The 24,318-nt window shown below is 75.7% G+C and carries 22 protein-coding genes and 1 pseudogene; 13 read left to right on the top strand and 10 right to left on the bottom strand.

Translation table 11 applies throughout. The annotated features are described in order from the left end of the window. Positions 1-134: 134 nt before the first annotated feature. Entirely contained in the window at positions 135-1,061 is a 927-nt protein-coding gene (locus ACFVUH_RS15860) for a GNAT family N-acetyltransferase (RefSeq protein ID WP_387913701.1), read from the bottom strand. A gap of 139 nt (positions 1,062-1,200) precedes the next feature. Between ACFVUH_RS15860 and ACFVUH_RS15855 the strand changes: the two genes are divergently transcribed. Further along, positions 1,201-1,611 (top strand): SSI family serine proteinase inhibitor, encoded by a 411-nt coding sequence (locus ACFVUH_RS15855; RefSeq protein WP_387913699.1) that lies wholly within the window; start codon positions 1,201-1,203, stop codon positions 1,609-1,611. 81 nt (positions 1,612-1,692) lie between these two features. Further along, positions 1,693-2,058, top strand: coding sequence for a hypothetical protein (locus ACFVUH_RS15850; protein ID WP_387913697.1), 366 nt, complete (start codon positions 1,693-1,695; stop codon positions 2,056-2,058). Positions 2,059-2,195: 137 nt separating this feature from the next. Here the strand turns inward: ACFVUH_RS15850 and ACFVUH_RS15845 are convergent, their stop codons facing one another. Continuing rightward, positions 2,196-2,399, bottom strand: a complete 204-nt coding sequence (locus ACFVUH_RS15845) for a hypothetical protein (RefSeq protein ID WP_355368085.1) — start codon at positions 2,397-2,399, stop codon at positions 2,196-2,198. Positions 2,400-2,553: 154 nt separating this feature from the next. On the opposite strand from ACFVUH_RS15845, the gene ACFVUH_RS15840 reads away from it, so the two are divergent. Further along, the gene (locus ACFVUH_RS15840) at positions 2,554-3,543 is read left to right on the top strand and encodes a threonine/serine dehydratase (RefSeq protein WP_387913695.1); all 990 of its coding nucleotides are present in this window, start codon (positions 2,554-2,556) and stop codon (positions 3,541-3,543) included. Then, positions 3,540-4,043, top strand: coding sequence for a DinB family protein (locus ACFVUH_RS15835; RefSeq protein ID WP_387913693.1), 504 nt, complete (start codon positions 3,540-3,542; stop codon positions 4,041-4,043). The genes ACFVUH_RS15840 and ACFVUH_RS15835 overlap by 4 nt, the downstream gene beginning before the upstream one ends. 40 nt (positions 4,044-4,083) lie before the next feature. Here the strand turns inward: ACFVUH_RS15835 and ACFVUH_RS15830 are convergent, their stop codons facing one another. Continuing rightward, positions 4,084-5,100: a helix-turn-helix domain-containing protein gene (locus ACFVUH_RS15830; RefSeq protein WP_387913692.1), complete on the bottom strand. Its 1,017-nt coding sequence runs from the start codon at positions 5,098-5,100 to the stop codon at positions 4,084-4,086. A 55-nt stretch (positions 5,101-5,155) separates the two neighbouring features. Here ACFVUH_RS15830 and ACFVUH_RS15825 point away from each other — a divergent pair, with 55 nt between their 5' ends. Continuing rightward, positions 5,156-6,463 carry an MFS transporter gene (locus tag ACFVUH_RS15825; RefSeq protein WP_387913691.1) on the top strand — a complete coding sequence of 436 codons (1,308 nt, stop codon included), beginning with the start codon at positions 5,156-5,158 and terminating at the stop codon, positions 6,461-6,463. Positions 6,464-6,660: 197 nt separating this feature from the next. Next, positions 6,661-7,119, top strand: a complete 459-nt coding sequence (locus tag ACFVUH_RS15820; RefSeq protein WP_355368100.1) for a hypothetical protein — start codon at positions 6,661-6,663, stop codon at positions 7,117-7,119. A gap of 72 nt (positions 7,120-7,191) precedes the next feature. Here the strand turns inward: ACFVUH_RS15820 and ACFVUH_RS15815 are convergent, their stop codons facing one another. Next, positions 7,192-8,556: an FAD-dependent oxidoreductase gene (locus ACFVUH_RS15815; RefSeq protein ID WP_355368102.1), complete on the bottom strand. Its 1,365-nt coding sequence runs from the start codon at positions 8,554-8,556 to the stop codon at positions 7,192-7,194. A 409-nt stretch (positions 8,557-8,965) separates the two neighbouring features. On the opposite strand from ACFVUH_RS15815, the gene ACFVUH_RS15810 reads away from it, so the two are divergent. Further along, positions 8,966-10,093, top strand: a complete 1,128-nt coding sequence (locus ACFVUH_RS15810; protein WP_387913688.1) for a hypothetical protein — start codon at positions 8,966-8,968, stop codon at positions 10,091-10,093. 63 nt (positions 10,094-10,156) lie between these two features. Here the strand turns inward: ACFVUH_RS15810 and ACFVUH_RS15805 are convergent, their stop codons facing one another. Then, positions 10,157-11,401: a serine hydrolase domain-containing protein gene (locus tag ACFVUH_RS15805; RefSeq protein ID WP_387913687.1), complete on the bottom strand. Its 1,245-nt coding sequence runs from the start codon at positions 11,399-11,401 to the stop codon at positions 10,157-10,159. A gap of 670 nt (positions 11,402-12,071) precedes the next feature. On the opposite strand from ACFVUH_RS15805, the gene ACFVUH_RS15800 reads away from it, so the two are divergent. From ACFVUH_RS15800 to ACFVUH_RS15785, 4 genes are all read left to right on the top strand, one after another. Then, positions 12,072-13,277, top strand: a complete 1,206-nt coding sequence (locus tag ACFVUH_RS15800) for a type III PLP-dependent enzyme (RefSeq protein WP_387913886.1) — start codon at positions 12,072-12,074, stop codon at positions 13,275-13,277. A 73-nt stretch (positions 13,278-13,350) separates the two neighbouring features. Further along, a complete protein-coding gene (locus ACFVUH_RS15795) occupies positions 13,351-13,704 on the top strand; it encodes a DUF6204 family protein (RefSeq protein ID WP_387913685.1) in 354 nt (117 codons plus the stop codon). Between the two features lie 99 nt (positions 13,705-13,803). Further along, on the top strand, positions 13,804-14,745 hold the full coding sequence (locus tag ACFVUH_RS15790; protein WP_387913683.1) for a polysaccharide deacetylase family protein: 942 nt from the start codon (positions 13,804-13,806) through the stop codon (positions 14,743-14,745). Continuing rightward, entirely contained in the window at positions 14,742-15,698 is a 957-nt protein-coding gene (locus ACFVUH_RS15785; RefSeq protein WP_387913681.1) for a hypothetical protein, read from the top strand. Before ACFVUH_RS15790 ends, ACFVUH_RS15785 begins: the two co-directional genes overlap by 4 nt. Here ACFVUH_RS15785 and ACFVUH_RS15780 read toward each other — a convergent pair. Then, positions 15,674-16,534: a DUF6597 domain-containing transcriptional factor gene (locus ACFVUH_RS15780; protein ID WP_387913679.1), complete on the bottom strand. Its 861-nt coding sequence runs from the start codon at positions 16,532-16,534 to the stop codon at positions 15,674-15,676. The genes ACFVUH_RS15785 and ACFVUH_RS15780 overlap by 25 nt on opposite strands. 335 nt (positions 16,535-16,869) lie before the next feature. Here ACFVUH_RS15780 and ACFVUH_RS15775 point away from each other — a divergent pair, with 335 nt between their 5' ends. Continuing rightward, a complete protein-coding gene (locus tag ACFVUH_RS15775; RefSeq protein ID WP_387913678.1) occupies positions 16,870-17,823 on the top strand; it encodes a LysR family transcriptional regulator in 954 nt (317 codons plus the stop codon). A 124-nt stretch (positions 17,824-17,947) separates the two neighbouring features. Here ACFVUH_RS15775 and ACFVUH_RS15770 read toward each other — a convergent pair whose 3' ends face one another. The 3 genes from ACFVUH_RS15770 to def all read right to left on the bottom strand — a co-directional run bounded on the left by ACFVUH_RS15770 (position 17,948) and on the right by def (position 21,016). After that, positions 17,948-19,411: an RsmB/NOP family class I SAM-dependent RNA methyltransferase gene (locus ACFVUH_RS15770; protein ID WP_387913676.1), complete on the bottom strand. Its 1,464-nt coding sequence runs from the start codon at positions 19,409-19,411 to the stop codon at positions 17,948-17,950. A gap of 68 nt (positions 19,412-19,479) precedes the next feature. Then, positions 19,480-20,421: a methionyl-tRNA formyltransferase gene (gene fmt, locus ACFVUH_RS15765; protein ID WP_387913675.1), complete on the bottom strand. Its 942-nt coding sequence runs from the start codon at positions 20,419-20,421 to the stop codon at positions 19,480-19,482. Between the two features lie 49 nt (positions 20,422-20,470). Then, positions 20,471-21,016, bottom strand: a complete 546-nt coding sequence (gene def, locus ACFVUH_RS15760) for a peptide deformylase (RefSeq protein WP_355375518.1) — start codon at positions 21,014-21,016, stop codon at positions 20,471-20,473. A gap of 279 nt (positions 21,017-21,295) precedes the next feature. On the opposite strand from def, the pseudogene ACFVUH_RS15755 reads away from it, so the two are divergent. Then, a pseudogene (locus ACFVUH_RS15755) lies at positions 21,296-21,647 on the top strand (hypothetical protein); the annotation flags it as partial. Between the two features lie 437 nt (positions 21,648-22,084). On the opposite strand, the gene ACFVUH_RS15750 reads toward ACFVUH_RS15755, so the two are convergent. Next, positions 22,085-24,175 (bottom strand): primosomal protein N', encoded by a 2,091-nt coding sequence (locus ACFVUH_RS15750; RefSeq protein ID WP_387913673.1) that lies wholly within the window; start codon positions 24,173-24,175, stop codon positions 22,085-22,087. Positions 24,176-24,318: the final 143 nt, after the last annotated feature.

The following is a 24,318-nucleotide window of genomic DNA, read 5'->3' as shown; positions in this document are numbered from 1 at the left end:
GCGGGGGGGGGGGGGCTTCTTAAGTGGGCCCCGCGACCCCCCCCCCCACCACCCCCCCCTCACCGGCCGGGGCGGCGTGTCTGGTGGTGGGGTACCGCCCACCCCCCCACACCCCACTCCCCCACCGGCTCGCTCTACTCGACGCCGAGCGCCTTGCCGTAGACCGCCGAGCCCCGACGGACCGTCATGCCCACGCGCTGATACAGCGACAGCGCGCCGGTCTCCGAATGCGTCCACAGCGTGCACGTCCGGCGGCCCCGGCGGTAGAAGGCCCGGAACGACGTCTGCAACAGCAAACGGGCGATCCCCCGGTTCCGGTGGTCCTTCCGGACGGCGACCCGCTCGACGTAACCCTCGTCGGTGTCCGGGACGTTCAGCGACAGCACCGCACCGACCATCTCGTCACCGGCGAACGCCACCGCCGAGAGCTCCGACTCGAACGTGTCGAGCTCGACGGTGTTCCGGGCCCACTCCTCGTAGGACTTCCGCCGCTTCTGCCACTCGTCGAACGCGTCCTCGGTGAGCCGGTACGCGGCCCGTTCGTCGCCGGGCCGGAAGGGCCGCACGGTGATACCGGGCGGCGGGCCGGGCAGCACGGGTTCGGCGGGCATCTCGATCTCCAGCAGCCACTGGGTGACGAACGGCTCGTACCCCCGCGACCGCAACAGCCCCACCGCCGCCCGGTCGCCGTCCGAGAGCGTCTGGCTGAGCCGTTCACCGCCCGCCTGCCGTGCCCGCGCCTCGGCCCAGTCGAGCAGGGCGCTGCCCAGCCCCCTCCCCCGGTGGTCGGGGTGGACGTCGACCGCGCTGCGTCGGCCGCCGTGCACCCAGGCCCGGCCGACGAGGCACTCGGCCGTGTCGTACACCAGCAGCGTGTCGACGGCCGGGTCGAGACCGGGCAGGGTGAGGTCCGCGGCTATGCGGTCGGGCTCGGTGTCGGGACGGCCCAGGAGTTCGCGCTCGCGGGCGGCGACCAGCTCGTAGATCGCGCCGGCATCGGCGACGGTCGCCGCCCGCAGCTCGTAGGAATCCGGGAACGAGGAGGAGGACAGATCAGCCATGACGTGACTCTGCGCCAACCGATCTCGCCCTGTCGACCGACTTACCCTCCTCCGGGCGCGGAAAGTCGGACCCGCCGACTTCCCACTCCGGCGCTCCAACCGGCCGTGACCTGCTCGCCGGCGGGTCGTTGCGCCGGACGTGAAGACGACCCGAGCCCTCGCCCTCCTCGTGACCACCCTGTTCACCTCCGCCCTCTCGGGCACCGCCAACGCCGTCGCCCCCATCGCCCCGGCCACGGAAGCGAGCCTGCGGCTCACGGTGGCGCACGGCGCGACGCCCGGCGCCGGCATGCCGCACGTCGTCACCCTCGACTGCCCGCCGGACGGCGCCACCACCCACCCCGACCCGATCACCGCCTGTCGGCTGCTCGACTCCGTCAACGGCGACCTCGACCGACTGAACGTCAACCCCGGCGTCTGCAACGACCTCTACGACCCGTACACCGTGACCGCCACCGGCGTGTACCGGGGCCGGCAGCTCTCCTTCCAGCACACCTACGGCAACCACTGCGTCCTGCAACGCACCGCCGGCGCGTTCTTCGACTTCTGACCCGACCCCGCCGACGGCCGGGGAGGGCGACCTGGGATGCTCTCCTCGGCCATCGATCGCACAGAGAGCGGGGGACGGGGCATGGAGACCGGGGAGATCGGGGCGCTCCTGCGGGAGCGGGACGCGCGGGCGTGGCGGCGGGCCGAGGGCGCATGGGGGAAGGGCGTGCACCTGCTGGGGCTGCTGGCGCTCGGCGCGTGGCTGTGGGCGGTCGGGCTGGCCTTCGTACCGGCCTCGCACGAGTTCCCGAACGGCACCTCGGTGGACTGCGGCTCGCCGATGTTCTACGAGTACTACAGCGGCCGGGACTACACCCACTGCGCCGCCGTCACGGACGGTCGGATGCGCGACGCGGTCGGCGTCGGGCTGGTGACCCTGCCGCTCTCGGTGGTCTGGCTCTGGCGGACGGTCAGCATCCGCCTGGAGCGGCTGGAGCGCCGGGGCTGAGCAGCGCCCCCGCCCGGGCGCGGTGCCCTCGGCACGGTCGGCGGATGCCTCCAGGGGCATGGATCCGCGGAGAACTGAACCCTCCGGGGCTCCGGGCCCGATGGAAAGGGAAACCCTGACGCGGGAACCCGGGGGCCTCAGTACCCGTCGCCGCCGTCGCCGTCGCCGCTGCTCACCTGGCGGCGCTGGGACTTCTGGTAGCGGCGCAGCGTGCGCCCGGCGCCGACGGTGGCGGCGGCCACGGCCCGGGTCCACCGGGGGCCGCCCCGGTCGGCCCACACCACGCAGACGCAGCCCCCGACGACGAGTGCCAGGACGGCGATCAGCAGCGCACCGATCATCTCGTCGGCCTCCGTTCTCGGTTCTCGGTTCTCGGTTCCGGTCGTGCCAGTGCCGGGGAGCGGCCCCGCCCGCACAGCTTGGCAGGCCGCCCCGGTGCTTCGTACGGTACCCGGTACCGGGAACGGCGGTACGCGAACGTGGAGGCGGTACACGATGGGGCACCAGCTCGGCTACGACGACATCAAGGCGGCCACGGAACGGATCGCGGGCCGCGTCCGCCCCGTGGTGCTCGCGCCGGGCGGGGACGGCGGGCCGTGGCTGGCCCTGGAGTACCTTCAGCACACCGGTTCGTTCAAGGCGCGCGGGGCGCAGAACTTCCTCCGGGCCCACCGGGAGGCCGGCACCCTGCCGGACGCCGGGGTCACCATCGCCTCGGGCGGCAACGCCGGGCTGGCCTGCGCGTGGGCGGCGCGGCAGCAGGGCGTGCGGGCCACCGTGTTCCTGCCCGCCAACGCGCCCGGCGTGAAGGTCGCCCGGCTGCGCTCGTACGGGGCGGACGTCCGGCTGGTCGGCGCGGAGTACGCCGAGGCGCTGGCCGCCTGCGAGGAGTACGCCGCGACCGCCGGCGCGCTGGCGAGTCACGCGTACGACCACCCGCTGATCGCGGCGGGCGCGGGCACCCTGCTGGAGGAGGTCCACGAGCGGCTGCCCGGGCTGGACACGGTGCTGGTCGCGGTGGGCGGCGGCGGGCTGTTCGCGGGGGTGGCCGCGGCCGCCCGCGAGCACGGCGTGCGCGTGGTGGCGGTCGAGCCGGAGGGCTCGCGCGCGCTGCACGCCGCCCTCGCGACGGGCGGACCGGTGGACGTCACCGTCGACTCGGTGGCCGCCGACTCCCTCGGTGCCCGCCGCGCCACCGCCCTGGCCGTGGACGCGGCGCGGCACGAGGGCGTGCGCTCCGTCCTCGTCCCGGACGCCACGATCGTCCGGGCCCGGCAGGGGCTCTGGGAGGACCGCCGGATCGCCGTCGAGCACGGCGCCGCCACCGCCCTCGCCGCCCTGCTCGCCGGGCAGGACGACGAGAGCGGCGAGCACGGCTACCGCCCGGCCGAGGGCGAGCGGGTCTGCGTCGTCCTGTGCGGCGCCAACACCGACCCGGCCACCCTCACCACCGCCGCCACCACCGCCGCCCCGGCCGCCGCATGACCGGCGACCACAACGGCACCACCGCGCTGCTCCGCTCCCTCGACGCCCAGCGGCGCCACGTCCTCGGCATCCTCGACGGCCTGGACGACGAGGCCCTGCGGCGCCCCGTCCTGCCGTCCGGCTGGCACTGCCTCGGGCTGGTCCAGCACCTCACGCTGGACGTCGAACGGTTCTGGTTCCGCGCGGTGGTCGCCGGCGACGAGGCGGTGATCCACCGCCTCGCGGACGAGGAGGACGCCTGGCGGGTGGGCTCCGACGTGCCCGCCGCCGACGTCCTCGACCGGTACCGCCACGAGACCGCGCTCGCCGACGCCGTGATCGCCGCCACCCCGGCCGACCGCGCCCTCGCCTGGTGGCCGCACGACCTGTTCGGCGAGCCGCACCTGCACAGCCTGCACGACGTGCTGCTGCACGTGATCACCGAGACCGCCTGCCACGCCGGCCACCTCGACGCCGCCCGTGAACTCCTGGACGGCCGCCGCTGGTTGGTGCTGCCCTGATCGATCAGCCCCCGTCAGCCCCGATGCCCGTCAGCCCCCGTCAGCCCCCGCCGCCCGCCAGTCGGTCGCCGAGCACGGTCCGCCGGTAGAGCACCTGACGGCCGTCACGGACCCGGGCGACCAGCGCGGCGGCGTGCAGCACCCGCAGGTGCTGGGAGACGGCGCTGGGCGTCACCCGCAGCCGGCGGGCGAGTTCGACGGTGGCCAGCGGCTCGTCCAGCATGGTGAGCAGCCGGGCCTTGGCCGCCCCGACCAGCGGCGCCAGCACGGCGAGCGCGTGCGCGGACGCCGGCCCGTCGACGGCGGGCGGCGGCCCGGGCCAGAGGGTCGCCACACCGCGGCAGGGGTACGCGAGCGCGGGCGCGCCGTCCGGGCTGAGCGGCGGTGCCGGTTTGTGGGCGAACACGGACGGGACGAGCAGCAGACCGCGTCCGGCGGCGGCGACGTGGTGGTGGCTGAGCATGTCGGTGATGTGCAGGACGCCGCGGTGCCAGCGCAGGAACGGGTGCATGTCGGCGAAAAGCAGGCGGGCCCCTCCGACCGCGAGCCGACGGGCGCGGTACGTCATGTCGGCCTCCAGCAGCAGCCGCATCCTCGGCCACTCCGGCCGCAGGGTGATCTCCCAGTACCGCTGCAGGAGTTCGCAGATCCGGTCGCGCAGCCTGCCCACCTCGGCATCGCCGCCGAGGGCGGCGCGCAGCGGCTCCGGCGGCGGGTCCGGCAGGTGGGTGTGCACCAGGTCGCGGCGGACCACCTCGGGCACGGTGCGGCGGACGGCGGCCAGCTCCTCCTCGAAGGCGGGCGCGAAGACCGGCGGACGCGGGGTGAGGAAGTCCGGCACGGTCCGCCGCTCGGCGACCAGCGCGAGCAGCAACTCACCGTCGAACGAGTCGAGTTCGCCGATCGCCCGGAGTGCGGCGCGCCGCCACGGCAGGTGCAGGGCCGACAGGCCGGGCTCGCGCAGCACGCGCAGGCTGAGCACGGTCTCCTGCAGCGGCGAGAGGGCGAAGCGGGTGTCCGCGAGATCCTCGACGCCCAACTCGAAGGTGACGACCATGAAGCGCCACGCTACATCGGTTGTCGCCGGCCCCGCGCCGCGCCAACCTCCTCGCATGACCCGCCGACTCCTCCTGCTGCTCTCCCTCACCTGCGCCGTCGGGGTGGGCACCATCTACTTCGCCCAGGCGATCACTCCGCTGATCGCCGCCGGCCTGGGCACGTCCAAGGGCGCCGCCGCCTCCGTGGTGACGGCCACTCAGATCGGTTACACCGCAGGGATATTCCTACTGGTTCCGCTCGGCGACCGGCTCCCCGGCCGCCCGCTGCTGGTCACCCTGATCGGGCTCACCGGCCTCGAACTGTTCGCGGCCGGCGCCGCACCGACACTTCCGGTGCTGGTCGCGGTGAGCTTCGCGATCGGCGTCACCACGGTCGCCGCCCAGGTGATATCGCCGATGGCGGCCGGGCTGGTGGCCGCGGACCGGCGCGGGGCGGTGCTGGGCACACTGCTGAGCGGCTCGACCGGCGGCATGCTGCTGGCCCGCACCTTCAGCGGCACGCTCGGCGAGTGGCTGGGCTGGCGCGCGCCGTACCTGGTGGCGGGGGCGCTGACGCTGCTGCTCGCGGCCGTGCTGACCCGCGCACTGCCGGCCGGCACCGCCGCCGCGCCGCCCGGGCGGGACGCGTACTGGGCGCTGCTGGCCGCGCCACTGCGGCTGCTGCGCACCGAACCGGAGCTGCGCCGCTCCGGTCTCTACCAGGCCACCGTCTTCGCCGGCTTCTCCGCCGTCTGGACCTGCCTGCCGCTGCTGCTCACCGGCCCGGCCTACGGGCTGGGCGCCTCCGCGGTGGGGCTGGTCGCACTGGTCGGCGCGGCGACGATGCTCTGCACCCCGTTCGCCGGACGTGCGGTGGACCGCCGGGGCGCCGACCCAGTGAACCTGGCCTCCCTGCTCGGCACCCTCGCCGCGACCGCCGTCCTGGTCGCCGGGGGCGGGGGCGGCGCGGTGGGCCTGGTCGTCCTGGTGGCCGGGACGCTGCTGCTGGACGTCGCGATGCAGTCCGGCATGGTCGCCAACAAGACCCGCGTCTACGACCTGAGCGACGAGTCCCGCAGCCGGCTCAACACCGCGTACATGACCTTCGGCTACCTCGGCGGCAGTGTCGGCTCCTGGCTCGGTCTGCGCGCCCATGCGCTGGCCGGCTGGCCGGGCGTCTGCGCGCTGGCGGCCCTCCTCGCCGGCCTCGCCCTCACCCGCCACCTCGCCGCGGCGCACCGCCGGAGGGTCCGGGCGGCGCACGCGAAGCCCGCCGCGGCCACGGCCCCGTCGGCAGCCCCGTCGGCGGCCACGACGCCGGCCGTGGCGGCACCCGATCCGGAGCGCGCGGTTCTCCTGTCGGACCCGCCGGCATCCCGTTAAAGTCGCGCACATGACAAGCAAGTGAAGGAAGCGTCCGCCCCGGACCGGCGGCAACGACGCCCGGATCACGCTCCACCGCCGCAGGAACGACCCGACCGCGGACGACCGCCTTCGCCGGTTCCACCGACAGCGGCCCGCGATAGCGTCTCCCCGGCACCACCGCCCCGTCCGCCCGCTCCCCCGACCGGAGGTCGCCCGTGGCCCGGCTCTACGTACGCAGCGGCATCAACCCCGACGACCCGGACGCGCCCGTGGTGGCGCTGCTCGTCGACCCGGACGGCCCGCCCGGGGAGCAGGCCGTCGCCAAACTGGGCTGGTACGGCTACGAGGGGGACGGCGCGTTCTTCCTGCTCCCCACCGACGGCTGGGCGGAGCACTCGCTCGACGGCGACCGGCTGACCGTCGCCGTGGCGGCGTACCCGTTCACGCTCCGGCAGATCGGCGCCGACCCGGACGCCTTCCCGGAACGCTCGCCCGCCGCGCCCGAGGCGGCGCTGGTGCTGCACGCGGACGCGGTGGTCGACCCGGGGCTGTACGCCCGGGCCGCCACCGCGACCGCCGTGTTCAGCGCCGGCCCGGGGCTCGCGCTGGACGACGTGCTGGCGGGCGACGACGCGTGGCCGGTCGTCCTCGCCCCGCCGCCCGCCGAGGTGTGACGGGGCGCCTCGCACAGGTGCGGTGGCCGGTCACGGACGTTCCGCGACCGGCCGCGGCCGCTACGGGGCCGGTCACGCCCCGCTGTGCCGGAGCATGTCCTCCCGCTCCACGACCTTGACCCGCTCGCGCCCCTCCGCCGCGCCCAGGGCGCGCTCGGCGGCGTCCAGCTCGTGCCAGCCCTGCCAGGTGGTGTAGCGGACGCCGCGCTCCCGCAGGTACCCGACGACCGCCTCCGGCTCGGGTTCGACGGCGCCGGGCAGGCGGCCCTCGGTGTGGTCGGCGAGCAGGCAGGCGACGGTCTCGTTGGCGTCGCCCTTGGTGTGGCCGATGAGGCCGACCGGACCGCGCTTGATCCAGCCGGTCACGTACACGGCGTCCTGGTGCGAGCCGTCGGCGGCGAGCACCCGGCCGGCCGCGTTCGGGACGGTGCCGGAGACCGGGTCGAACGGCAGCTTGGGCAGTTCGTCGGAGTAGTAGCCGATCGCCCGGTAGACGGACTGCACGTCCCAGTCGGTGAACTTTCCGGTGCCGCGCACATTGCCGGTGCCGTCGAGCTCGGTGCGCTCGGTGCGCAGCCCGACCACCTGGCCGTCCTCGCCCAGCACCTCCACCGGGGACTCGAAGAAGTGCAGGTAGAGCCGGTGCGGGCGGTCGCCGACGTCGCGGATGGCCCAGTTCTCGATGGTCGAGGCGACCATGTCGACGTGCTTGGCGCCGCGCCGCTCGGCGATCGAGCCGTCGTCGTAGTCGATGTCCTCGGGGTTGACGATGACCTCGATGTTCGGCGAGTGGTCGAGCTCGCGCAGCTCCATCGGGCTGAACTTGGCCTGGGCCGGGCCGCGGCGGCCGAAGACGTGCACCTCCAGGGCCCGGTTGCGCTTCAGGCCCTCGTGGACGTTCGGCGGGATCTCGGTGGGCAGCAGCTCGTCGGCGGTCTTGGCGAGGATGCGGGCGACGTCCAGGGCGACGTTGCCGGCGCCGAGCACGGCGACCTTCTCGGCCTCCAGCGGCCAGGTGCGCGGCACGTCCGGGTGGCCGTCGTACCAGGAGACGAAGTCGGCGGCGCCGTAGGAGCCGTCCAGCCCGACACCGGGGATGTCGAGCGCGCGGTCGGCCATCGCGCCGGTGGAGAAGACCACGGCGTCGTAGAAGCGGTGCAGGTCGTCCAGCGTGACGTCGGAGGGGTAGTCGACGTTGCCGAACAAACGTATCTGCGGCTTGTCCAGCACCTGGTTCAGCGCGGTGATGATCCCCTTGATCCGCGGGTGGTCGGGCGCCACGCCGTACCGGATCAGTCCGAACGGCGCGGGCATCCGCTCGAAGAGGTCGATGGAGACCCCGGGCTGCTGGGCGGCGTCGGACTTCAGCAGGGCATCGGCGGCGTAGATGCCGGCGGGGCCGGCGCCGACGATCGCGACGCGGATCGGGCGGGTCATGACGGGGCGATCCTCCGAACGTAAACGAACGAAAAAGAGCGGAACGGTGCCGGAACGGACCGGAACGAGCCGCAACGGAACGGAACGGGACGGAGCCCGGTCCGGTCGGGGCGGACGGGCGAGGGTGCCCCACTCCCACCCAACCCGGTCGGACCTTGCCACTGTAGGCGGTGTCGATCTATGACCCCATAGGGCGGACCTATGGCCGATCCGGGAACCATGCCCGCGCACGCCCCGCGAGCAGCCGACGAGTGCCCGGCGAGCGCCCGACGAGCTTCGGACGCGTGCCCGGCGGCCGACCGGCGCCCCGCGCGCACAAGGTCCAAAAACCGACGCGGCACGGCCCTCCGGGTGCTCTAGCGTTGCCCTCGCACCACGACATGAGGTCTAGACCATAGAGTGGGGAATCATGAATTCGCGTGTGTGGAAGGTCCGTTGGACCGGCGCTCTGGCGGCAGCCGCGGCGCTCCTGCTGACCGGGGCCGGCGCCGGGGCAGCCGCCGCCGACCCGGCACCGGGAGCCTCCGGCAGCATCACCGGCAGCAGCGTCACCGGCACCGCCGTCGGCTGGCGTGCGCTCGGCCTGGCCGTCAGCCCGGAAGGGTTGAAGGCGTACGTCGTGGCCGCCGACCGGTCGGGCAGCCGGACCCCGGTCGTGCTGCGGACGGTGGACCTGCGCAGCGGCGCGGTCGTCGCCGAGCTGCCGCTGGCCGAGGACGGCGCCGCCGGGAAGCCCGTGGTGAGCCAGGACGGCCGGCGGCTCTACGTGGTCGTCGCGGACCGGCTGGTGACGGTGGACACAGCCGCCGGCACCGTGCTCTCCCGCACCCCGGCCCCCGACCAGGCGCGGCCGGACGGCTGGGCCGCGGGTGCGCTCACCGGGCTGGCGGTGAGCGCGGACGGCTCGAAGGTCTACACCGGCCAGAACGGCCCGGCCGGCGACGGACAGGGCGTGCGGCCCGGCCGGGTCCTGGTGTTCGACACCGGCCGGGGCGCGTTCGCCGGCGCGCTGCCGCTGCGCGGCTACGGCGTGAACGGGCTGACGCTGCAGGCCGGCGGCGCCGCGGCGTACGTCGCCACCGACCTGGGCGTCGAGCACCTCGACACCACCACCCCGGCGCCGACCGCCCTGCGCACCGTCGACCGGCTCGGCGCCGCCACCGAGCTGGCCGCCTCGCCGGACGGCCTGCGGTTGTACGCGCTGGGCGCGCAGGCCTCGGCCGGCACCGGGTACGCCGTGAACACCGTCACCGATGTCGCGCGGCCGGTCTTCACCTTCGCCAACGCGCCGGTCGACCTCCACTACGTGGCGGTCAGCCCGGACGGCGGGCGGCTCTACCTGCTCAAGGACAGCTGGACGCCGCAGGCCGCCGTGCTCGCCTACGACACCGCGACCGACGCCAATCTGCCGGGCGAGACGCTCACCGGCTTCGGCCTGGACGGCGTCTCGGCGGCGGCGGTCGCCCCGGGCGGGCACGCGCTGCTGCTCGCCGGGATCCGCGGCGACGGCTCGTACCTGAGGACCGTCGCGCTCTGAGTCCGCCGCGACGTGCTCCCCCTCGGGGCCGAGGGGGAGCACGTCGCCGGTGCCGGCCTCGCCTCAGGACCCGGCGCCCGCCCCGCTGCCCGCCCCGGAGCCGAGCGCCGCGCAGGCGGCCGCCTGCGACAGCCCGCCGAACACGTCGTCGGCGTCCCGGTAGCTGTACTGACCGGCGGCGACGACGGCCTGCCGCCCGCCGTCCTCGGTGCCGAGCAGGTACGAGATGTTGCGGTAGATCGAGCCGGCGTGGCCCCAGGCCACTCCGCAGCCCAGGTCCACGCTCCCCACGCCGAGGCCGTACCGGTAGCCGGGCGTGCCGGTGTCGACGGTGGTCTTCAGCGCGGCCAGCTCGGCCGGGCGCAGCAGCCGCCCGCCGAACAGCGCGGCGTGGAAGCGGGCGAGGTCGGCGGCGCTGGAGATGCCCGCCCCGGCGGCGCCGCCCGCGGAGGGGTTGATCAGCGTGGTGTCGACCGGGCCGCCGGGCAGCTGGGTGTAGAGGTGCGCGTGCGAGCCGGTGATCAGCGGCGAAGTGGTCGGCATCGAGGTCTGGCGCAGGCCGAGCGGCCGGATGATGCGCCGCTCCACCTCCTGGTTCCAGTCGTTCCCGGTGACCTTCCGGATGATCATGCCGGCGAGCAGGTAGTTGGTGTTGGAGTAGTGCCAGGACGCGCCGGGCGCGAAGTACGGCGGGTGGGACACGGCGCCGGCGACGATCTCCTCCGCCGTCCAGGTGCGCCAGCGGCCGGTGGCGACCCATGCCTCGACGCCTTCCGCCGTCCGGGGCACGAACCGCTGGTCGTCGGTGTAGTTGTACAGCCCGCTGGTGTGGTTGAGCAGCTGGCGCACGGTGATCCGCTCGCCGCCCGGCACCACCCCGGGCAGGTGGGCGGACACCGGGTCGTCGAGCCGGACCCGGCCCTCACCGACCAGCTGGAGCACCACGGTGGCGGTGAACGTCTTGGTCAGGCTGCCGATCCGGAACCGGCCGTCCGGGTCGACCGGGCGCCGGTCGTCCAGGTCGGCGACCCCGGAGGTGCCCCGCCACACCGTCCGGCCGTGGTCCACCACCCGGGCCAGGCCCCAGGTCGCCTCCCCGCCGTTCACCACGGCGCTCAACTCGTCCTGGACCGCGGCAAAGGCCGGACCCACCGGCTTCGCGGCGTCCGGCGCCGCCACGGTGACCACCGAGCCGGACGCCCCCGCGGCGCCGGCGGCCGGCGCCAGCGTGCCGACCAGCACCGCCCCCAGCACGCTCGCCGCCACCAGCCGTACCGTCCGTCCGGTACGCCCCGTCGCTGCCGTCATCACGCACTCCCCATCCGCCCCGGGCCGAAGTCCCCCTCGCCCACCGGGCCTTGCGCTCGTCCCGCCCGCCGGCCTCTCCGGCGGACGACTACGAACGTAGGCCGGGCGGCGCGGACGAACCAGGTGGCAATCCCACCTCTCCGCAGGGGGGTTGTCCCCACCCCGGCCGACGCCGCGTCACATCGGCGGGCTGTCGGGGCGCTTGCCTGTTCAGGCAGCGGCGACTGCCTGAACAGGATCCTCCGTATCCCGTTCGGACGGACGGCGGGCCCCTCCACCCCGCCCCCTCCCCCGGGTTCCGGCGCAGGTCAGGGCAGGTCGTCCAGCCTCCGGCGAAGCGCCGCCCGGAGGCGGCGGGACGAGGGTTGACACCGGAAGTTGGTCTAGTCCACCTTAGGGGAGCACCGCTTGACGAGGCCGGAACAGGCAGCGGCACTCCTTGTCGGACGGGATACCCACCCCCTCACCCCCTTCCCCTCGGGAACCGGCCCCCGGCCCCGCCATGCCCCGCGGCCCCTCCCTCCGCCCGGCGCACAGCGAGCGGCCATCGACCGAACCCGACGTTCCGACGTTCCGACCGACCCTGGAGTGACGTGATGCCGAAGCCCGATGGCTTCGCCGAGGCCCACCGGCACCGGCCCGTCCGGAACAGCCGGCCGGAGCGCCGATGATGCCCGACTACGGACGCCTGCGCACCGCCCTCGCCGCCGCCGAGGACGACCGGATCATCTTCGACCTCGACGGCATCGAGGCCCAGTACGACGCCCTGCTGAGCGAACTGCCCGGCATCGACGTCCGGTTCGCGATGAAGGCCTGCCCCGTCGACGAGGTGCTCGCCTGCCTGGCCGCCCGGGGCGCGGGCTTCGACGCGGCCGGACCGCAGGAGATCGCCCAGGCGCTGCGCACCGGTGTCCCGGTCGAGCGGATCCACTACGGCAACACCGTCAAGTCCGACCGCCAGATCGCCGAGGCCTACGCGCTCGGTGTGCGCGACTACGCCACCGACAGCCTGGCCGACGTCGCCGCGCTCGCCGAACACGCCCCCGGCGCCCGGGTGTTCTGCCGGCTCGCCACCACCGGCGAGGGCGCCCTGTGGGGACTGAGCCGCAAGTTCGGCTGCTCCCCCGAGGACGCCGTCCGGGTGCTGACCGCAGCCCGGGACGCCGGACTGACCCCGGCCGGACTGTCGGTGCACGTCGGATCGCAGCAACTCACCTCCGAGGCCTGGCAACAGGCACTGGACACGCTCGCCGCGGTGATCGAGGAGGCCAACCGGCGCGGCATCCTGCTCGACCACGTCAACCTCGGCGGCGGCCTGCCCGCGCTCGGCGCCCTGGACCGGTACGGGATTGCGCTGCACCCCCCGCTCGACAAGATGTTCACGGTGCTCCGCGAGGGCATGCAGCGGCTGCGCGAAGTCTCCGCCGGACCACTGGAGTTCCTGCTGGAGCCGGGCCGCCACCTGGTCGCCGACCACGGTGCGATCCGAGCCCACGTCACACGTCTGACGGAGCGTCAACAACTGGGCGGGGAAAGGTCGTTCTGGCTCTTCCTGAGCTGCGGAAAGTTCAACGGCCTGTACGAGATGGACGAGCTGCGCTACCGGCTGGAGTTCCCCACCCGCGCCGGAGCCCCGACCGTGCCCGCCGTGATCGCCGGCCCCACCTGCGACAGCGACGACGCCTTCGCCGACGAGGGCGCCGGCACGCCCGTCCCCCGGGACGCCGCCTCGGGCGACCCGGTGTGGATCCTCTCCTGCGGCGCCTACGCCACCGCCTACACCACGCGGGGGTTCAACGGATTCCCACCGCTCCCCCACAGCTGCGTCCGGACGGCCCGCCCGGCCGATCCGGTCGGCCCCGGGGGCGAGCGGTAGTCACGCGGGCGGCGCCGTCCGCTCCCCCGAAAACCCGTCGCCCGCCCGCCGTCGCACGGCATACCCTCGCCGGATGACCACGCGCACCTTCCGCATCACCGTCCGCGGCGTCTTCGACGGCCTCACCCCCGAGCAGCACGCCGAACTGCAGTCCCGCGCCGCCGACCACGACGTCCTCTTTGCCGCCTTCACCCCCGAGGGCCACCTCGCCTACGACCTCAACGCCCGCGCCGTCTTCACCTTCCGCTACCAGGACACCGGCGAGGCCGAGGAGGACATCCTCGACGCCACCGAACGCGCCGAGCGCTCCGCCCGCGCCTGGCTCGACGAACGCGGCTACGGCTACAAGAACCTCCGTTCCCAGGCCGAGGACCTCTCCCAGGCCCCGCTCGGCAAGCGCCGGCGCCGCGCCGCCCGCGAAGTCTGAAGGGCCCGAGGGGCCTGAGGAGCCCGGCCCCCGTCCCGCCGCCCCGCCGCCAGGTAGAAACGGGCTGCGCCACCCCGCCGGCCCCGGCAGACTGCGGGCGTGACCCAGCCGACCCCCCTCGCCACCGAGTTGCTCGGCCACCCGCCGGGCACCCGCCTGCTGCTGCTCAACTGCGACGACTTCGGCCTCAACGAGGACGTCAACCTCGCCGTGATCGAGGCGATCGACCACGGCGTCGCCGCCTCCTGCAGCCTGATGACCGGCTGCCCGGGATCCGCGCACGCACTGCGCCTGCTGCGCGAGCGGCCCGGGCTGCCGTTCGGGATCCACCTCACCCTGGTGTGCGACACCGACGAGCCCGGGTTCCGCTGGGGCCCGCTCGCGCCGGCCGCCGACGTCCCCTCGCTGCTCGACCCCGCCGGACGGCTGTTCCCCGCCACCCCCGAGGGCCGGGCCCGGCTGCTCGCCCGGGCCGAGGCGGACGAGGTGGAACGGGAGTTCCGCGCCCAGATCGAGGCCGCCACCGGCCGGGGACTGCACCCGACCCACCTCGACTTCCACTGCCTGGCCGACGCCGGCCGCCCCGACCTCCTCGACCTCGCCCTATCGCTCGGCGCCGAGTACGGCCTGGCCGTGCGGATCTGGCTCGCCCCCGCCCTGGAGCGGCTGCGCGCCCACGGGCTGCCGGTGGTCGACCACCCCTTCCTGGACAGCTTCGCCGTCCCGCTCGACGACCGGTCCACCCACTACGCCCGGTTGCTCGCCGCGCTCCCGCCGGGCCTGACCGAATGGGCCGTCCACCCCGGCCTCGGCACGCCGGTCACCCGTCCGGGCGACGGCGGCTGGCGGGTGCGCCGCGCCGACCACGCCTTCCTGGTCGCCCCGCGCACCCGCGAACTGCTCGCCGAGCACGGCATCACGGTGACCGACTACCGCCCGCTGCAGGCCCATTGGCGTCGGCACCCCGCCCAGGGCGCCGCCCCGGTCGTGTCCGAATCGTTCAAGACCGCCGCCCCCGCCCCGCCTACGGTCGAGCCATGACCCGCACCACACGCCTCACGGCCACCATGCTCGACGACGCCGCCCGCTTCCTCTGGACCTCCGGGCGCGTCCTCGAACAACGCCGCTTCACCCACCTGTTCGGCACCGTGCCCGATCCCGCCGGTGTCCTCGCCGCCCTGGTCGCCCACCGCTGCGCCGACGGCGGCTTCGCCTTCGGCATCGAACCGGACGTCCGCGGACCCGCCCCCCAGCCCATCGCCGCCCCCACCGCACTGCTCGCCATGGAGGAGGCCGGGGCCCTGGACGATGCCCGCGCCTGGCCCGTCTGCGACTGGCTGGCCCAGGTCACCGCACCCGACGGGGGCGTGCCCGTCGTCCTGCCGAGCCTGCGCCCCTACCCGCGACCGCCGTTCCTGCCGGTTCCCGAGGACGGTGCGAAGCCGGTCGGCGCACTGCTCGCCACCGGGCAGATCGTCGCCCCGCTGCTGCGCCAGGGCATCGAGCACCCGTGGCTCACCGCCGCCACCGCGTTCTGCCGCACCGCCGTCGAGGAACTCGGCGAGACCCACCCGTACGAGGTCGGCGCCGCGCTGCGCTTCCTCGACGCGCTGCACTCGCTCGGCTCCGCCCCGGACACCGCCTGGGCCCGGAGCGCGGCCGCCCGGCTGGGCGCACTCGTCCGCGAGCAGCGGATCGTGCTGCTCGACCCGGCCAGGCCCGAGGAGGCGCGCACCGCCCCGGGCTACGCGCCGGGCGAGCACCCCCTGCCGCACGACTACGCCCGCACGCCCGACAGCCTGGCCCGCGACTGGTTCACCGACGAGGAGCTGGCCCGCAGCCTCGACCACCTCGTCGCCGCCCAGCAGCCGGACGGCGGCTGGCCGATCAACTGGGCCCACTGGTCGGCGACCACCGAGTCCGAGGCCCGCCCCGGCGTGACCGTGCAGGCGCTGATCACCCTCCGCTCCTACGACAACGCGTCGAGGGCCTGACCCGAGGCCCCCGGCCGGGCCGTCCGGCCCAACAGCACCGTCGGCGGCACCCCCGCCCACCGGCGCACCTCCCTCGTGAGGTGCGCCTGGTCGGCGTACCCGGCCCGCACCGCCAACTCCGCCAGCCCGGCCCCCGCGCGGCCACCCTCCCCACCCCGCGATCCACCCCGCGATCCACTCTGCGGACCATCCTGTGCCTCGCCCTCGGGCCCGGCCTCCGAGCGTGCCCAGGTCAGCGCCCGCTGGAAGCGCAGCACGGCGTGCAGGGTCTTCGGCCCGTAGCCCACCGCATCGGTCACCCGACGGCGCAACTGCCGCTCCGAGAGCCCCAGTTCCGCCGCCAGCGCCGGCAGTCGCGCCCCCTGCGCGCGCCCCAGGGCGGCCACCGCCCGCTCGACCACCGGGTCCGGCGCCCACCCCGGCACCAGCGCGGCCGCGAAGCCGTCCAGCTCCGCCGCGACCTCCCGCGGCCCGCGCGCCCGGGCCAGCCGCTCCCCGAGCCGCTCCACCACCGCCGCGCCGGCCACCTCGGCAAACGGCACCTGGCGGTCGCGCAGCTCCCGCACCGGTACGGCGCCCAGCAGCAGGCTCGCCGCACCGGGCCGGAAGCGCACCCCGGCCAGCTCCGCACCGCCCCGCACCGGGGCGCTGCGGGGCGCATGGTCCGGGCCGGCCACTTCCAGCCCCCCGTCCGACCACACCAGGTCCACGCACCCGTCCGGCACGATGAGCTGACCGTACGACGGCCCACCGGCGTTGCTCCGCGTCCACAGGCAGTCCACCTGCCGCCGCGGCGCGAGCGCCGGCCGCCACTGCTCGTACGAGGAGAAGGTCACCACTCCGCTCCTTCCCGGAGCCCGCACGGCACGACGGGCCGAACGGGGCGCGCACCGGCGCGAAGCCACTGGTCTGTACCACCTGGGCATGCCGTCCGGCGTACGCCGTGGTTCGCACGGAAGGTCGGCACACGGCCTCCTTGGCAGGCATCCACCAACATGTCATTGTCAATCATCACGTCAGATCCTTTACTCCCAAGGGGAGTTGTGGCGATCGACGCTAGATGCCGAGTCGCCATGCGCTCCCGCGGAACCCGGGTCAGCACCCTTTCCACCTCCGGTCATCCCTGCCCCCACACCCCCACCCAGCCGACCGACCATCAGCGGAGAACCCCATGCCGGACCTCGATCTCAACCTGCTCGTCGCCCTGGACGCCCTGCTGGAGGAGGGCAGCGTGACGGGTGCCGCCGAACGCCTGCACACCTCGGCCCCGGCGATGAGCCGCACGCTCGGGCGGCTGCGCCGGGTGCTCGGCGATCCGCTCCTGGTCCGGGCCGGCCGCGGGCTGGTGCCGACGCCGCGCGCGGTGGAACTGCGCTCCGAGGTCCGCGCCCTGGTCAGCCGGGGCCAGGCACTGCTGATACCGCCCGCCGCCGGCGAACCCGCCGGGCTCAACCGGCGCTTCACCCTGCAGACCGGCGACGTCCTGCTGACCACCATCGGCGCGGCCCTGCTGGCGACCGTCCGCGCCCAGGCGCCCGCCGTGACACTGCGCTTCCTCGGGGACGACCTGGAGGGCACCAGCGCGATGCGCGACGGCGTGATCGACCTGGAGGTCGGCGTCACCGACCACCTCGACCCCGAGACCCGCACCGAACCCCTCACCACCACCCGCCTGGTGGGCATCGCCCGCACCGGACACCCACTGACCGACGGCGCGCCCCCGACCGCCGAGGAGTTCGCCGCCGCCGACCACGTCACGGTCTCCCGGCACGGCCGCGGCACCGGCCAGCTCGACCAGCGCCTCGCCCAACTCGGCCTCTCCCGACGTGTGGTGGCCAGCGTACCGAGCTACCCGGCGGCGCTGTTCCTGCTCCGCGACTCCGAGCTCGTCGGCCTCGCCCCGGCCCGCCTCGGCACCCCGGCCGCCGAGGCCCTCGGCCTGACCACCTTCCCCCTGCCGGTCGACCTCCCCGAGGTGGTGCTCAGCATGGCCTGGCACCCGCGCAACGACCAGGACGCCGGCCACCGCTGGCTGCGCGACCTGGTCCGCGGCGTCGTCGCCTCCCACACCGGCCCGCCCCGACCGCTCGCGCCCCTCCCGGTGCCCGCCCTGACCGCCCGCTGAGCCGCCCGCTGAGCAGACCGCCACCCGCCGACCCCACCGGCCCTCACCGCCCCCGCCGCCCCCGGCCGACAGCACGGCGGCGCACCGGGACGCCCGGCCCCGATGCGCCGCCGAACCGCGGCTGCTACGCCGTACGGCGCAGCAGCGCCAGGTACATCGCGTCCGTGCCGTGCAGGTGCGGCCAGAGCTGGGCGTCCGGGCCGTCGCCGAGCGCCGGGACGCCGGGGAGCAGCGGCCGGGCGTCGATCCACTCGAGCCGGGCGCCCTCGGTGCGCAGCACGTCGTCCACCACCGCGCGGGTCTCCGCGAGGTGCGGGGAGCAGGTGGCGTAGCCGACCACGCCGCCGATCCGGGTGGCCTCGACGGCCGAGCGCAGCAGGTCGCGCTGGAGCGGGCCGAAGGCGGCGACGTCCTGCGGCCGGCGGCGCCAGCGGGCCTCGGGGCGCCGGCGCAGGGCGCCGAGACCGGAGCACGGGACGTCCACCAGGACCCGGTCGAAGCCGCCGGAGCGCCAGGCCGGGTGGGTGCCGTCGGCGGCGATCACGGTGTACGGGCCGGGGTTGCCTTCCAGTGCCCGGGCGACCAGCCGGGCCCGGTGCGGCTGCTTCTCGCTGGCGACCAGCGCCGCACCGCGCTCGGCGGCGAGCGCGCCGAGCAGCGCGGCCTTGCCGCCGGGGCCGGCGCAGCCGTCCAGCCAGAGCCGGTCCGGGCCGTCCAGCGGCGCGGCGGCGAGCGCGAGGGCGACCAGCTGGCTGCCCTCGTCCTGGACGCCGGCCCGGTTCTCCCGCACCGCGGTGAGCGAGCCCGGGTCGCCGCCCTCGGCGAGCCGCAGCGCGTACGGGGACCAGCGGCCCGGCTCGGCCTCGGGCAGCACGTCGGCCAGTTCGCCGACGGTGGCCCGGCCGGGGCGGGCCACCAGGGTGACCTCGGGGCGCTCGTTGTCGGCGCGCAGCAGCTCCTCGACGGCGCCGCGCCCGGAGGCGTCCGGCTGCCAGCGGCCGAGCGAGTCCCACAGCGCGGCGACCACCCAGCGCGGGTGGGAGTGCACGACGGCGAGGTGGTCCTCGGCGTCCTGGTCGTAGGGCGGGGCGACCCGCTCGATCCAGGCGTCCATGTCGTGGGCGCTGATCCGGCGCAGCACGGCGTTGACGAACTTGGCCTTGCCGTCGCCGAGCACCACGCGGGCCAGCTCGACGGTGGCCGAGACGGCCGCGTGGCTGGGGATGCGGGTGGTGAGCAGCTGGTGGGCGCCGAGCGAGAGCACGTCGAGCACCGGCGGGTCGACCTTGCTCAGCGGGCGGTCGATGCAGGCGGCGATGATCGCGTCATAGGTGCCCTGGAGCCGGAGGGTGCCGTAGACCAGCTCGGTGGCGAGGGCCGCGTCGCGCCGCTCCATGCCCTTCTGCTCGGCCTCGCGGAGCAGCGAGGGGAGGATGAGGTTGGCGTACGCGTCGCGCTCGTCGACGGCCCGCAGGGCGCGGAAGGCGACGATGCGCGCCGGGTCCTTCTTCGGGCGCCGGTGCGGGCGCGGGGCGCGCTTGCCGGCGGACGCGCCGGAGGTGCCGTGGGTACTGCCGGTCGTGCTCATGGGATGTGCCTCAAAGTGCTGCGGGGGTTATGACGGGATCTCTCGAACAGTAACGCGGAAAGCCGGACTCAGCCGCTCGCCCCGAACCGCTCGCCGGACTCGATGCGCGCGCCGCGCGCCCAGTCGGCCGCCCGCATGGCCTTCTTGCCCTGCGGGCGGACCTCGCCGAGCTCGACCTCGTGGCTGCCGGTGCCGACCCGGACGCTGTTCTTGCCGACGGCCAGCTCGCCCGGTGCGAGGTCCGCGGCGTCCGGCAGCAGCCGCACCGGGCCGGTGACCTTGAGCCGCTCGCCGCGGAACTCCGTCCAGGCGCCGGGGGCGGGGGCGCAGCCGCGCACCACCCGGTCCACCCGCAGCGCGGGCGCGGTCCAGTCGATCCGGGCGTCCTCAACGGTGATCTTGGGGGCGAGGGTGACGCCCTCGGCCGGCTGCGGGACGGCGTGCAGGGTGCCGTCGGCGATGCCGTCCATGGTGGCGGCGAGCAGCCGGGCGCCGGAGTGGGCGAGCCGCTCCAGCAGCTCGCCGCTGGTGTCGGCGGGGCGGACCTCCTCGGTGAGCACGCCGAAGACCGGCCCGGAGTCCAGGCCCTGCTCGATCAGGAAGGTGGACGCGCCGGTGACCTCGTCGCCCGCCAGCACCGCGTGCTGGACGGGGGCGGCGCCGCGCCAGGCGGGGAGCAGCGAGAAGTGCAGGTTGACCCAGCCGTGCGTGGGGATCTCCAGCACGCCGGGGCGCAGCAGGGCACCGTAGGCGACGACCGGGCAGCAGTCGGGGGCGAGCTCGGTGAGCCGGGCGACGAAGTCGGGGTCGCTCGGCTTCGCCGGCTTGAGGACCTCGATCCCGGCCTCCTCGGCGCGCTGGGCGACCGGGCTGGCGACGAGCTTGCGGCCGCGGCCCGCGGGGGCGTCGGGGCGGGTGACCACCGCGACGACCTCGTGCCGGTCGGAGGCGAGCAGGGCGTCCAGGGCGGGAACGGCGACCTCGGGGGTGCCGGCGAACACGAGGCGCATCAAGTGCCTTTCTGCAGTGCGGAGTTGACGTGGTTCGAGGTGGCGGGCGTCAGCGCGCCGCACCGAAGGTGCTGTGCGGGGAGACCTTGACCACCGGCGCGGGGCCGGGGCCCCACTCCGCCTCGCGGATCGCCTTGAGCGCGGCCTTGCGCTGCTCGGTGTCCAGGCGGTCGATGAAGATGATGCCGTCGAGGTGGTCGGTCTCGTGCTGTATGCAGCGGGCGAGCAGCTGGGTGCCCTCGACGGTCACCGGGTCGCCGTACATGTTGAAGCCCCTGGCGACGACGCCGTGCGCGCGCCGGGTGTCGTAGCGCAGACCGGGCAGCGAGAGGCAGCCCTCGGGGCCTTCCTGCTCCTCCTCGCTGAGCGACAGGTCGGGATTGACCAGGTGCCCGGTGACGCCGTCCACGTGGTAGGTGAACACCCGCAGGGAGATACCGAGTTGGGGCGCGGCCAGGCCGGCACCGGGGGCGTCGAGCATGGTGTCGGTGAGGTCCTTGACGAGGGTGCGGAGCTCCTTGTCGAAGGTGGTGACGGGCCGGGCGGTGGCGCGCAGGACGGGGTCTCCGAAGATGCGGATCGGCTGGATCGCCACGGATGCGGGCTCCTGTCCGTCGAGGTCCGGCGCGAGGTCCGGGCGCGGGGTTCGGGTGCGGGTGCGGGCTACTGGCAGCGGGCGGGCCAAGCGGCGTGCACACGGCCGTCGGCCAGTCTATGCAATCCGCCCCGAGCGGGATCCGGCACATCCCGCTCGCCCCGGCTGCGTGACCCCGGCGGGCGGTCCGGCGTTGGTCAAGTGGGATTGACCGTGGCCGGAGCGCGCGGGAAGGGCGCTCCGGCCTAGCCGAACCGTACGGAAGGTGGCACGTAAGCCATGGCCGAGCAGATCAACCACGACGCCCGGGCGCGGGCGAGCCTGCACCTGCTGGTGCGGGACATCGAGCGGGTGAGGCGACAGGTCGACGCCCTGCGGACGCTCACCGCCCAGTTGGGCAACGTCTACCGGCCGCGCCGCCCGAGCACCTCGGCGGGCTTCGTGGTGTACGGGCGGGCCCCGGCGCCGACGGTGCGCCTGGCGCAGGAACTGCGGGAGAGCGTGGAGACGCTGGTGGCGGCGGCGGTCGAGTTCGACCGCGCGCTGGGCTTCTCCTGGGACTCGGTGGGCTCCGCCCTCGGGGTCACCAAGCAGGCGGTGCACCGGCGCTACGGGATGCGCCGGCCGACCAGCGAACTGCTGGCGGCGGGCGGCGCCGTCCCGGGCCAGGGCCGGCCGGACCGGTCCGAGGAACTGCCCGGTCACCCGGCCGGCCACACCCCGGCCGTCGCCCACGCGCCGGCCCACACCCCGGCGGCCGGGCACGCCCCGGTCCACCCGCCGGAGCGCGACCGCTCCCCCGCGCCCACCGGACTGGCCGCGACCGTCCCGGCCGCCCGCCAGGGCGGTCTCGACCGCACCAGCCTCGACCGCGGCCCCATCGACCGCGGCACGATCGACCGCAGCACCATCGACCGCCCCGCGCTGGACCGCCCCGGCGTCCCGCTGCGCGGCTGACGCCCCCGGACGCCGGGTGAGGACCGCGGGCACGGACACCGCGCCCCTCACCCGACGTCCGGTCCGCCCCCGCCCCCCGCCGCCCGGACCCGGCCCCGGCACCCGATGCCCTCAGCCGATGTCCGTCGGATCGATCCGCACCTTGACCGCCTCCGGCGTCCGCAGCGCGATCCGCGCGATCTGCGCCGCCTTCAGCGCCGCCGCCAGCGCCGCCCCCTGCCCGGGCGGCACCCGCAGCAGCGCGCGCTCCTGCTCCTCCCCCCGCAGTGCCGTCACCGGCACCGGCCCGAGCACGTCCGCCTCCGTCGGCAGCCGGACCAGGTTCAGCAGGTCCTCCACCGCCGCCGGGCTGCCGGTCACCGAGGCCATCCGGGCGACCGGCGGGAAGTGCAGCTGGGACCGCTCGTCCAGCTCCAGCCCGGCGTGCCCGAGCGGGTCCCAGCGCACCAGCGCCTGCACCGGCCGCGCCGTCGGCTCGGCGACCACCACCACCGTCCCGCCCTCGGCGGCCGGCCGCACCAGCGCGGCGGCGGCCAGCCAGAGCCGCAGCGTCTCCTCCCCGGCCCGCAGGTCGGGCCGGCTCAGCAGCGCCCAGCCGTCCAGCAGCAGCGCCGCCGCGTACCCGCCGCCACCCTCGACGACCGGCTCGGCGCCGGGCGTGGAGATCACCAGCGCGGGCTCGTCCGGCACGGTCGGCAGCACCGCGTCCCGCCCGGAGGTGCGCACCGGGACGCGCGGGAACGCCTTGCCCAGCTCCTCGGCCGTCCGACGGGCCCCGACCACCTGCGCCCGCAGCCGGAACGAGCCGCACTCCGGGCAGTGCCAGTCCCGCTCCTCCTCGCCGCACCACTGGCAGCGCAGCGGCGCGTCCGCCCCGGCCGCCTCCAGCGGGCCCTCGCAGCGCCGGCAGCGGGCGGGGGTGCGGCAGCGCCCGCAGGCCAGCCGGGGGACGTAGCCGCGCCGGGGCACCTGGATGAGCACCGGCCCGCCGGCCGCCAGCCCCTCGCGGGCCGTCTCCCAGGCGACCGAGGGCAGCCGGGCGGCCTGCGCGGCGGCGTCCCGGTGCTGGTCCAGGTCGGTGACGGTGCGCACCCGCGGCGCGGTGCGGCGCACCGTCTCCCGGTCGGCGACCAGCGCCCGGGCCCACCCGGTGCGCACCAGTTGGGCGCCCTCCACGGTGACGGCGTGCCCGCCGAGCAGGACGGCGGCGCCCTCCTCGGCGGCGCGCAGCAGGGCGACCTCCCGCACGTGCGGATGCGGGTTGCGCGGGTCGCTGTGGCTGGAGTCGCCGTCGGACCAGACCACCACCAGACCGAGGTCGTGCACCGGCGCGAACATCGCCGCCCGGGTGCCGACGGCGGCGTGCACCGAGCCGCGGCTGACCTGCAGCCAGCGCCGGTAGCGCTCGCGCGGGCCGAGGTCGGCGGCCAGCACGGTGTGCAGGCCCTCGCCGAGCAGCTCGGTCAGCGCCCGGTCGACCCGGGCCACCGAACGGCCGTCCGGCAGCACCACCAGGGCGCCGCGCCCGCCCGCCAGGGTGGCGGCGACGGCGCGGGCGATCTCGTACGGCCAGCCGGGACCGGGCAGCGCCGTCCAGACCGCCCGGGGCGCGCCGCCGCCGGCCAGCGAGGCGAGGAAGTCCGGGCCGGCCGGGTAGCGGGACCAGCCGCCGGGCGCGGGCGCGGCCGGGCGCGGCCGGGGCGGCGGCGAGGGCTCGGCCTCCGCCTTGGCGTGCCGGGGCGGCACCGCCAGCTGCAGGACGTCGGCCAGCGTGCCCGCGTACCGGTCGGCGACGGTGCGGCACAGCCGCAGCAGCTGCGGGGTGAGCACCGGCTCGGGCGAGAGGACCTGGGCGAGCGGGGCGAGCGGGCCGGGGAAGTCGCTCTTCTCCAGCCGGGCGACGATGAAGCCGTCGTGCAGTTCCCCGCCCTCGCGCTGGCCCTTGACCACCCGCGCGCCGAAGCGCACCCGGACCCGCACACCGGGCCGGGCGTCCTCGGCCATCGCGGCGGGCACCTCGTAGTCGAAGAACTTGTCGATGGTGAGCACGCCCTTGTCGACGACCACCCGGGCGACCGGCAGGTGCTCGGCCCGCTTGGCACCGCGCCAGGTGCGCGGCTTGGCCCGGCGGACCGTCTCCCGGATGAACGCCAGCTGCTCCGGCGCCCCGCCCTCGTCACTGCCCTGCGTGCTGCTGCTCATCGCCCCAAGTAGTACCAGGTCCCACCGACAAAACAGCAGGTGGTGGGGGGGCGCCGCCCCCCGGGGGGGCCGGGGGGGGCGGGGTCACGGTCAGTTGGGCGGGGTGGGGCTACCCGGCGGGCCGCAGGGGGGCCGGCCGCCCC

It is taken from the genome of Kitasatospora sp. NPDC058032, assembly GCF_042885845.1.
Taxonomy (GTDB): Bacteria; Actinomycetota; Actinomycetes; order Streptomycetales; family Streptomycetaceae; genus Kitasatospora.
This window is presented reverse-complemented; position numbering and strand designations above follow the sequence as displayed.

What these genes read in the sequence shown, in the direction of transcription:
- ACFVUH_RS15860 (WP_387913701.1), bottom strand. Translation starts at nt 1,061, where the DNA reads ATGGCTGATCTGTCCTCCTCCTCGTTCCCGGATTCCTACGAGCTGCGG.
- ACFVUH_RS15850 (WP_387913697.1), top strand. Translation starts at nt 1,693, where the DNA reads ATGGAGACCGGGGAGATCGGGGCGCTCCTGCGGGAGCGGGACGCGCGG.
- ACFVUH_RS15845 (WP_355368085.1), bottom strand. Translation starts at nt 2,399, where the DNA reads ATGATCGGTGCGCTGCTGATCGCCGTCCTGGCACTCGTCGTCGGGGGC.
- ACFVUH_RS15840 (WP_387913695.1), top strand. Translation starts at nt 2,554, where the DNA reads ATGGGGCACCAGCTCGGCTACGACGACATCAAGGCGGCCACGGAACGG.
- ACFVUH_RS15835 (WP_387913693.1), top strand. Translation starts at nt 3,540, where the DNA reads ATGACCGGCGACCACAACGGCACCACCGCGCTGCTCCGCTCCCTCGAC.
- ACFVUH_RS15830 (WP_387913692.1), bottom strand. Translation starts at nt 5,100, where the DNA reads ATGGTCGTCACCTTCGAGTTGGGCGTCGAGGATCTCGCGGACACCCGC.
- ACFVUH_RS15825 (WP_387913691.1), top strand. Translation starts at nt 5,156, where the DNA reads ATGACCCGCCGACTCCTCCTGCTGCTCTCCCTCACCTGCGCCGTCGGG.
- ACFVUH_RS15815 (WP_355368102.1), bottom strand. Translation starts at nt 8,556, where the DNA reads ATGACCCGCCCGATCCGCGTCGCGATCGTCGGCGCCGGCCCCGCCGGC.
- ACFVUH_RS15810 (WP_387913688.1), top strand. Translation starts at nt 8,966, where the DNA reads ATGAATTCGCGTGTGTGGAAGGTCCGTTGGACCGGCGCTCTGGCGGCA.
- ACFVUH_RS15805 (WP_387913687.1), bottom strand. Translation starts at nt 11,401, where the DNA reads ATGACGGCAGCGACGGGGCGTACCGGACGGACGGTACGGCTGGTGGCG.
- ACFVUH_RS15800 (WP_387913886.1), top strand. Translation starts at nt 12,072, where the DNA reads ATGCCCGACTACGGACGCCTGCGCACCGCCCTCGCCGCCGCCGAGGAC.
- ACFVUH_RS15795 (WP_387913685.1), top strand. Translation starts at nt 13,351, where the DNA reads ATGACCACGCGCACCTTCCGCATCACCGTCCGCGGCGTCTTCGACGGC.
- ACFVUH_RS15785 (WP_387913681.1), top strand. Translation starts at nt 14,742, where the DNA reads ATGACCCGCACCACACGCCTCACGGCCACCATGCTCGACGACGCCGCC.
- ACFVUH_RS15775 (WP_387913678.1), top strand. Translation starts at nt 16,870, where the DNA reads ATGCCGGACCTCGATCTCAACCTGCTCGTCGCCCTGGACGCCCTGCTG.
- ACFVUH_RS15770 (WP_387913676.1), bottom strand. Translation starts at nt 19,411, where the DNA reads ATGAGCACGACCGGCAGTACCCACGGCACCTCCGGCGCGTCCGCCGGC.
- fmt (WP_387913675.1), bottom strand. Translation starts at nt 20,421, where the DNA reads ATGCGCCTCGTGTTCGCCGGCACCCCCGAGGTCGCCGTTCCCGCCCTG.
- ACFVUH_RS15750 (WP_387913673.1), bottom strand. Translation starts at nt 24,175, where the DNA reads ATGAGCAGCAGCACGCAGGGCAGTGACGAGGGCGGGGCGCCGGAGCAG.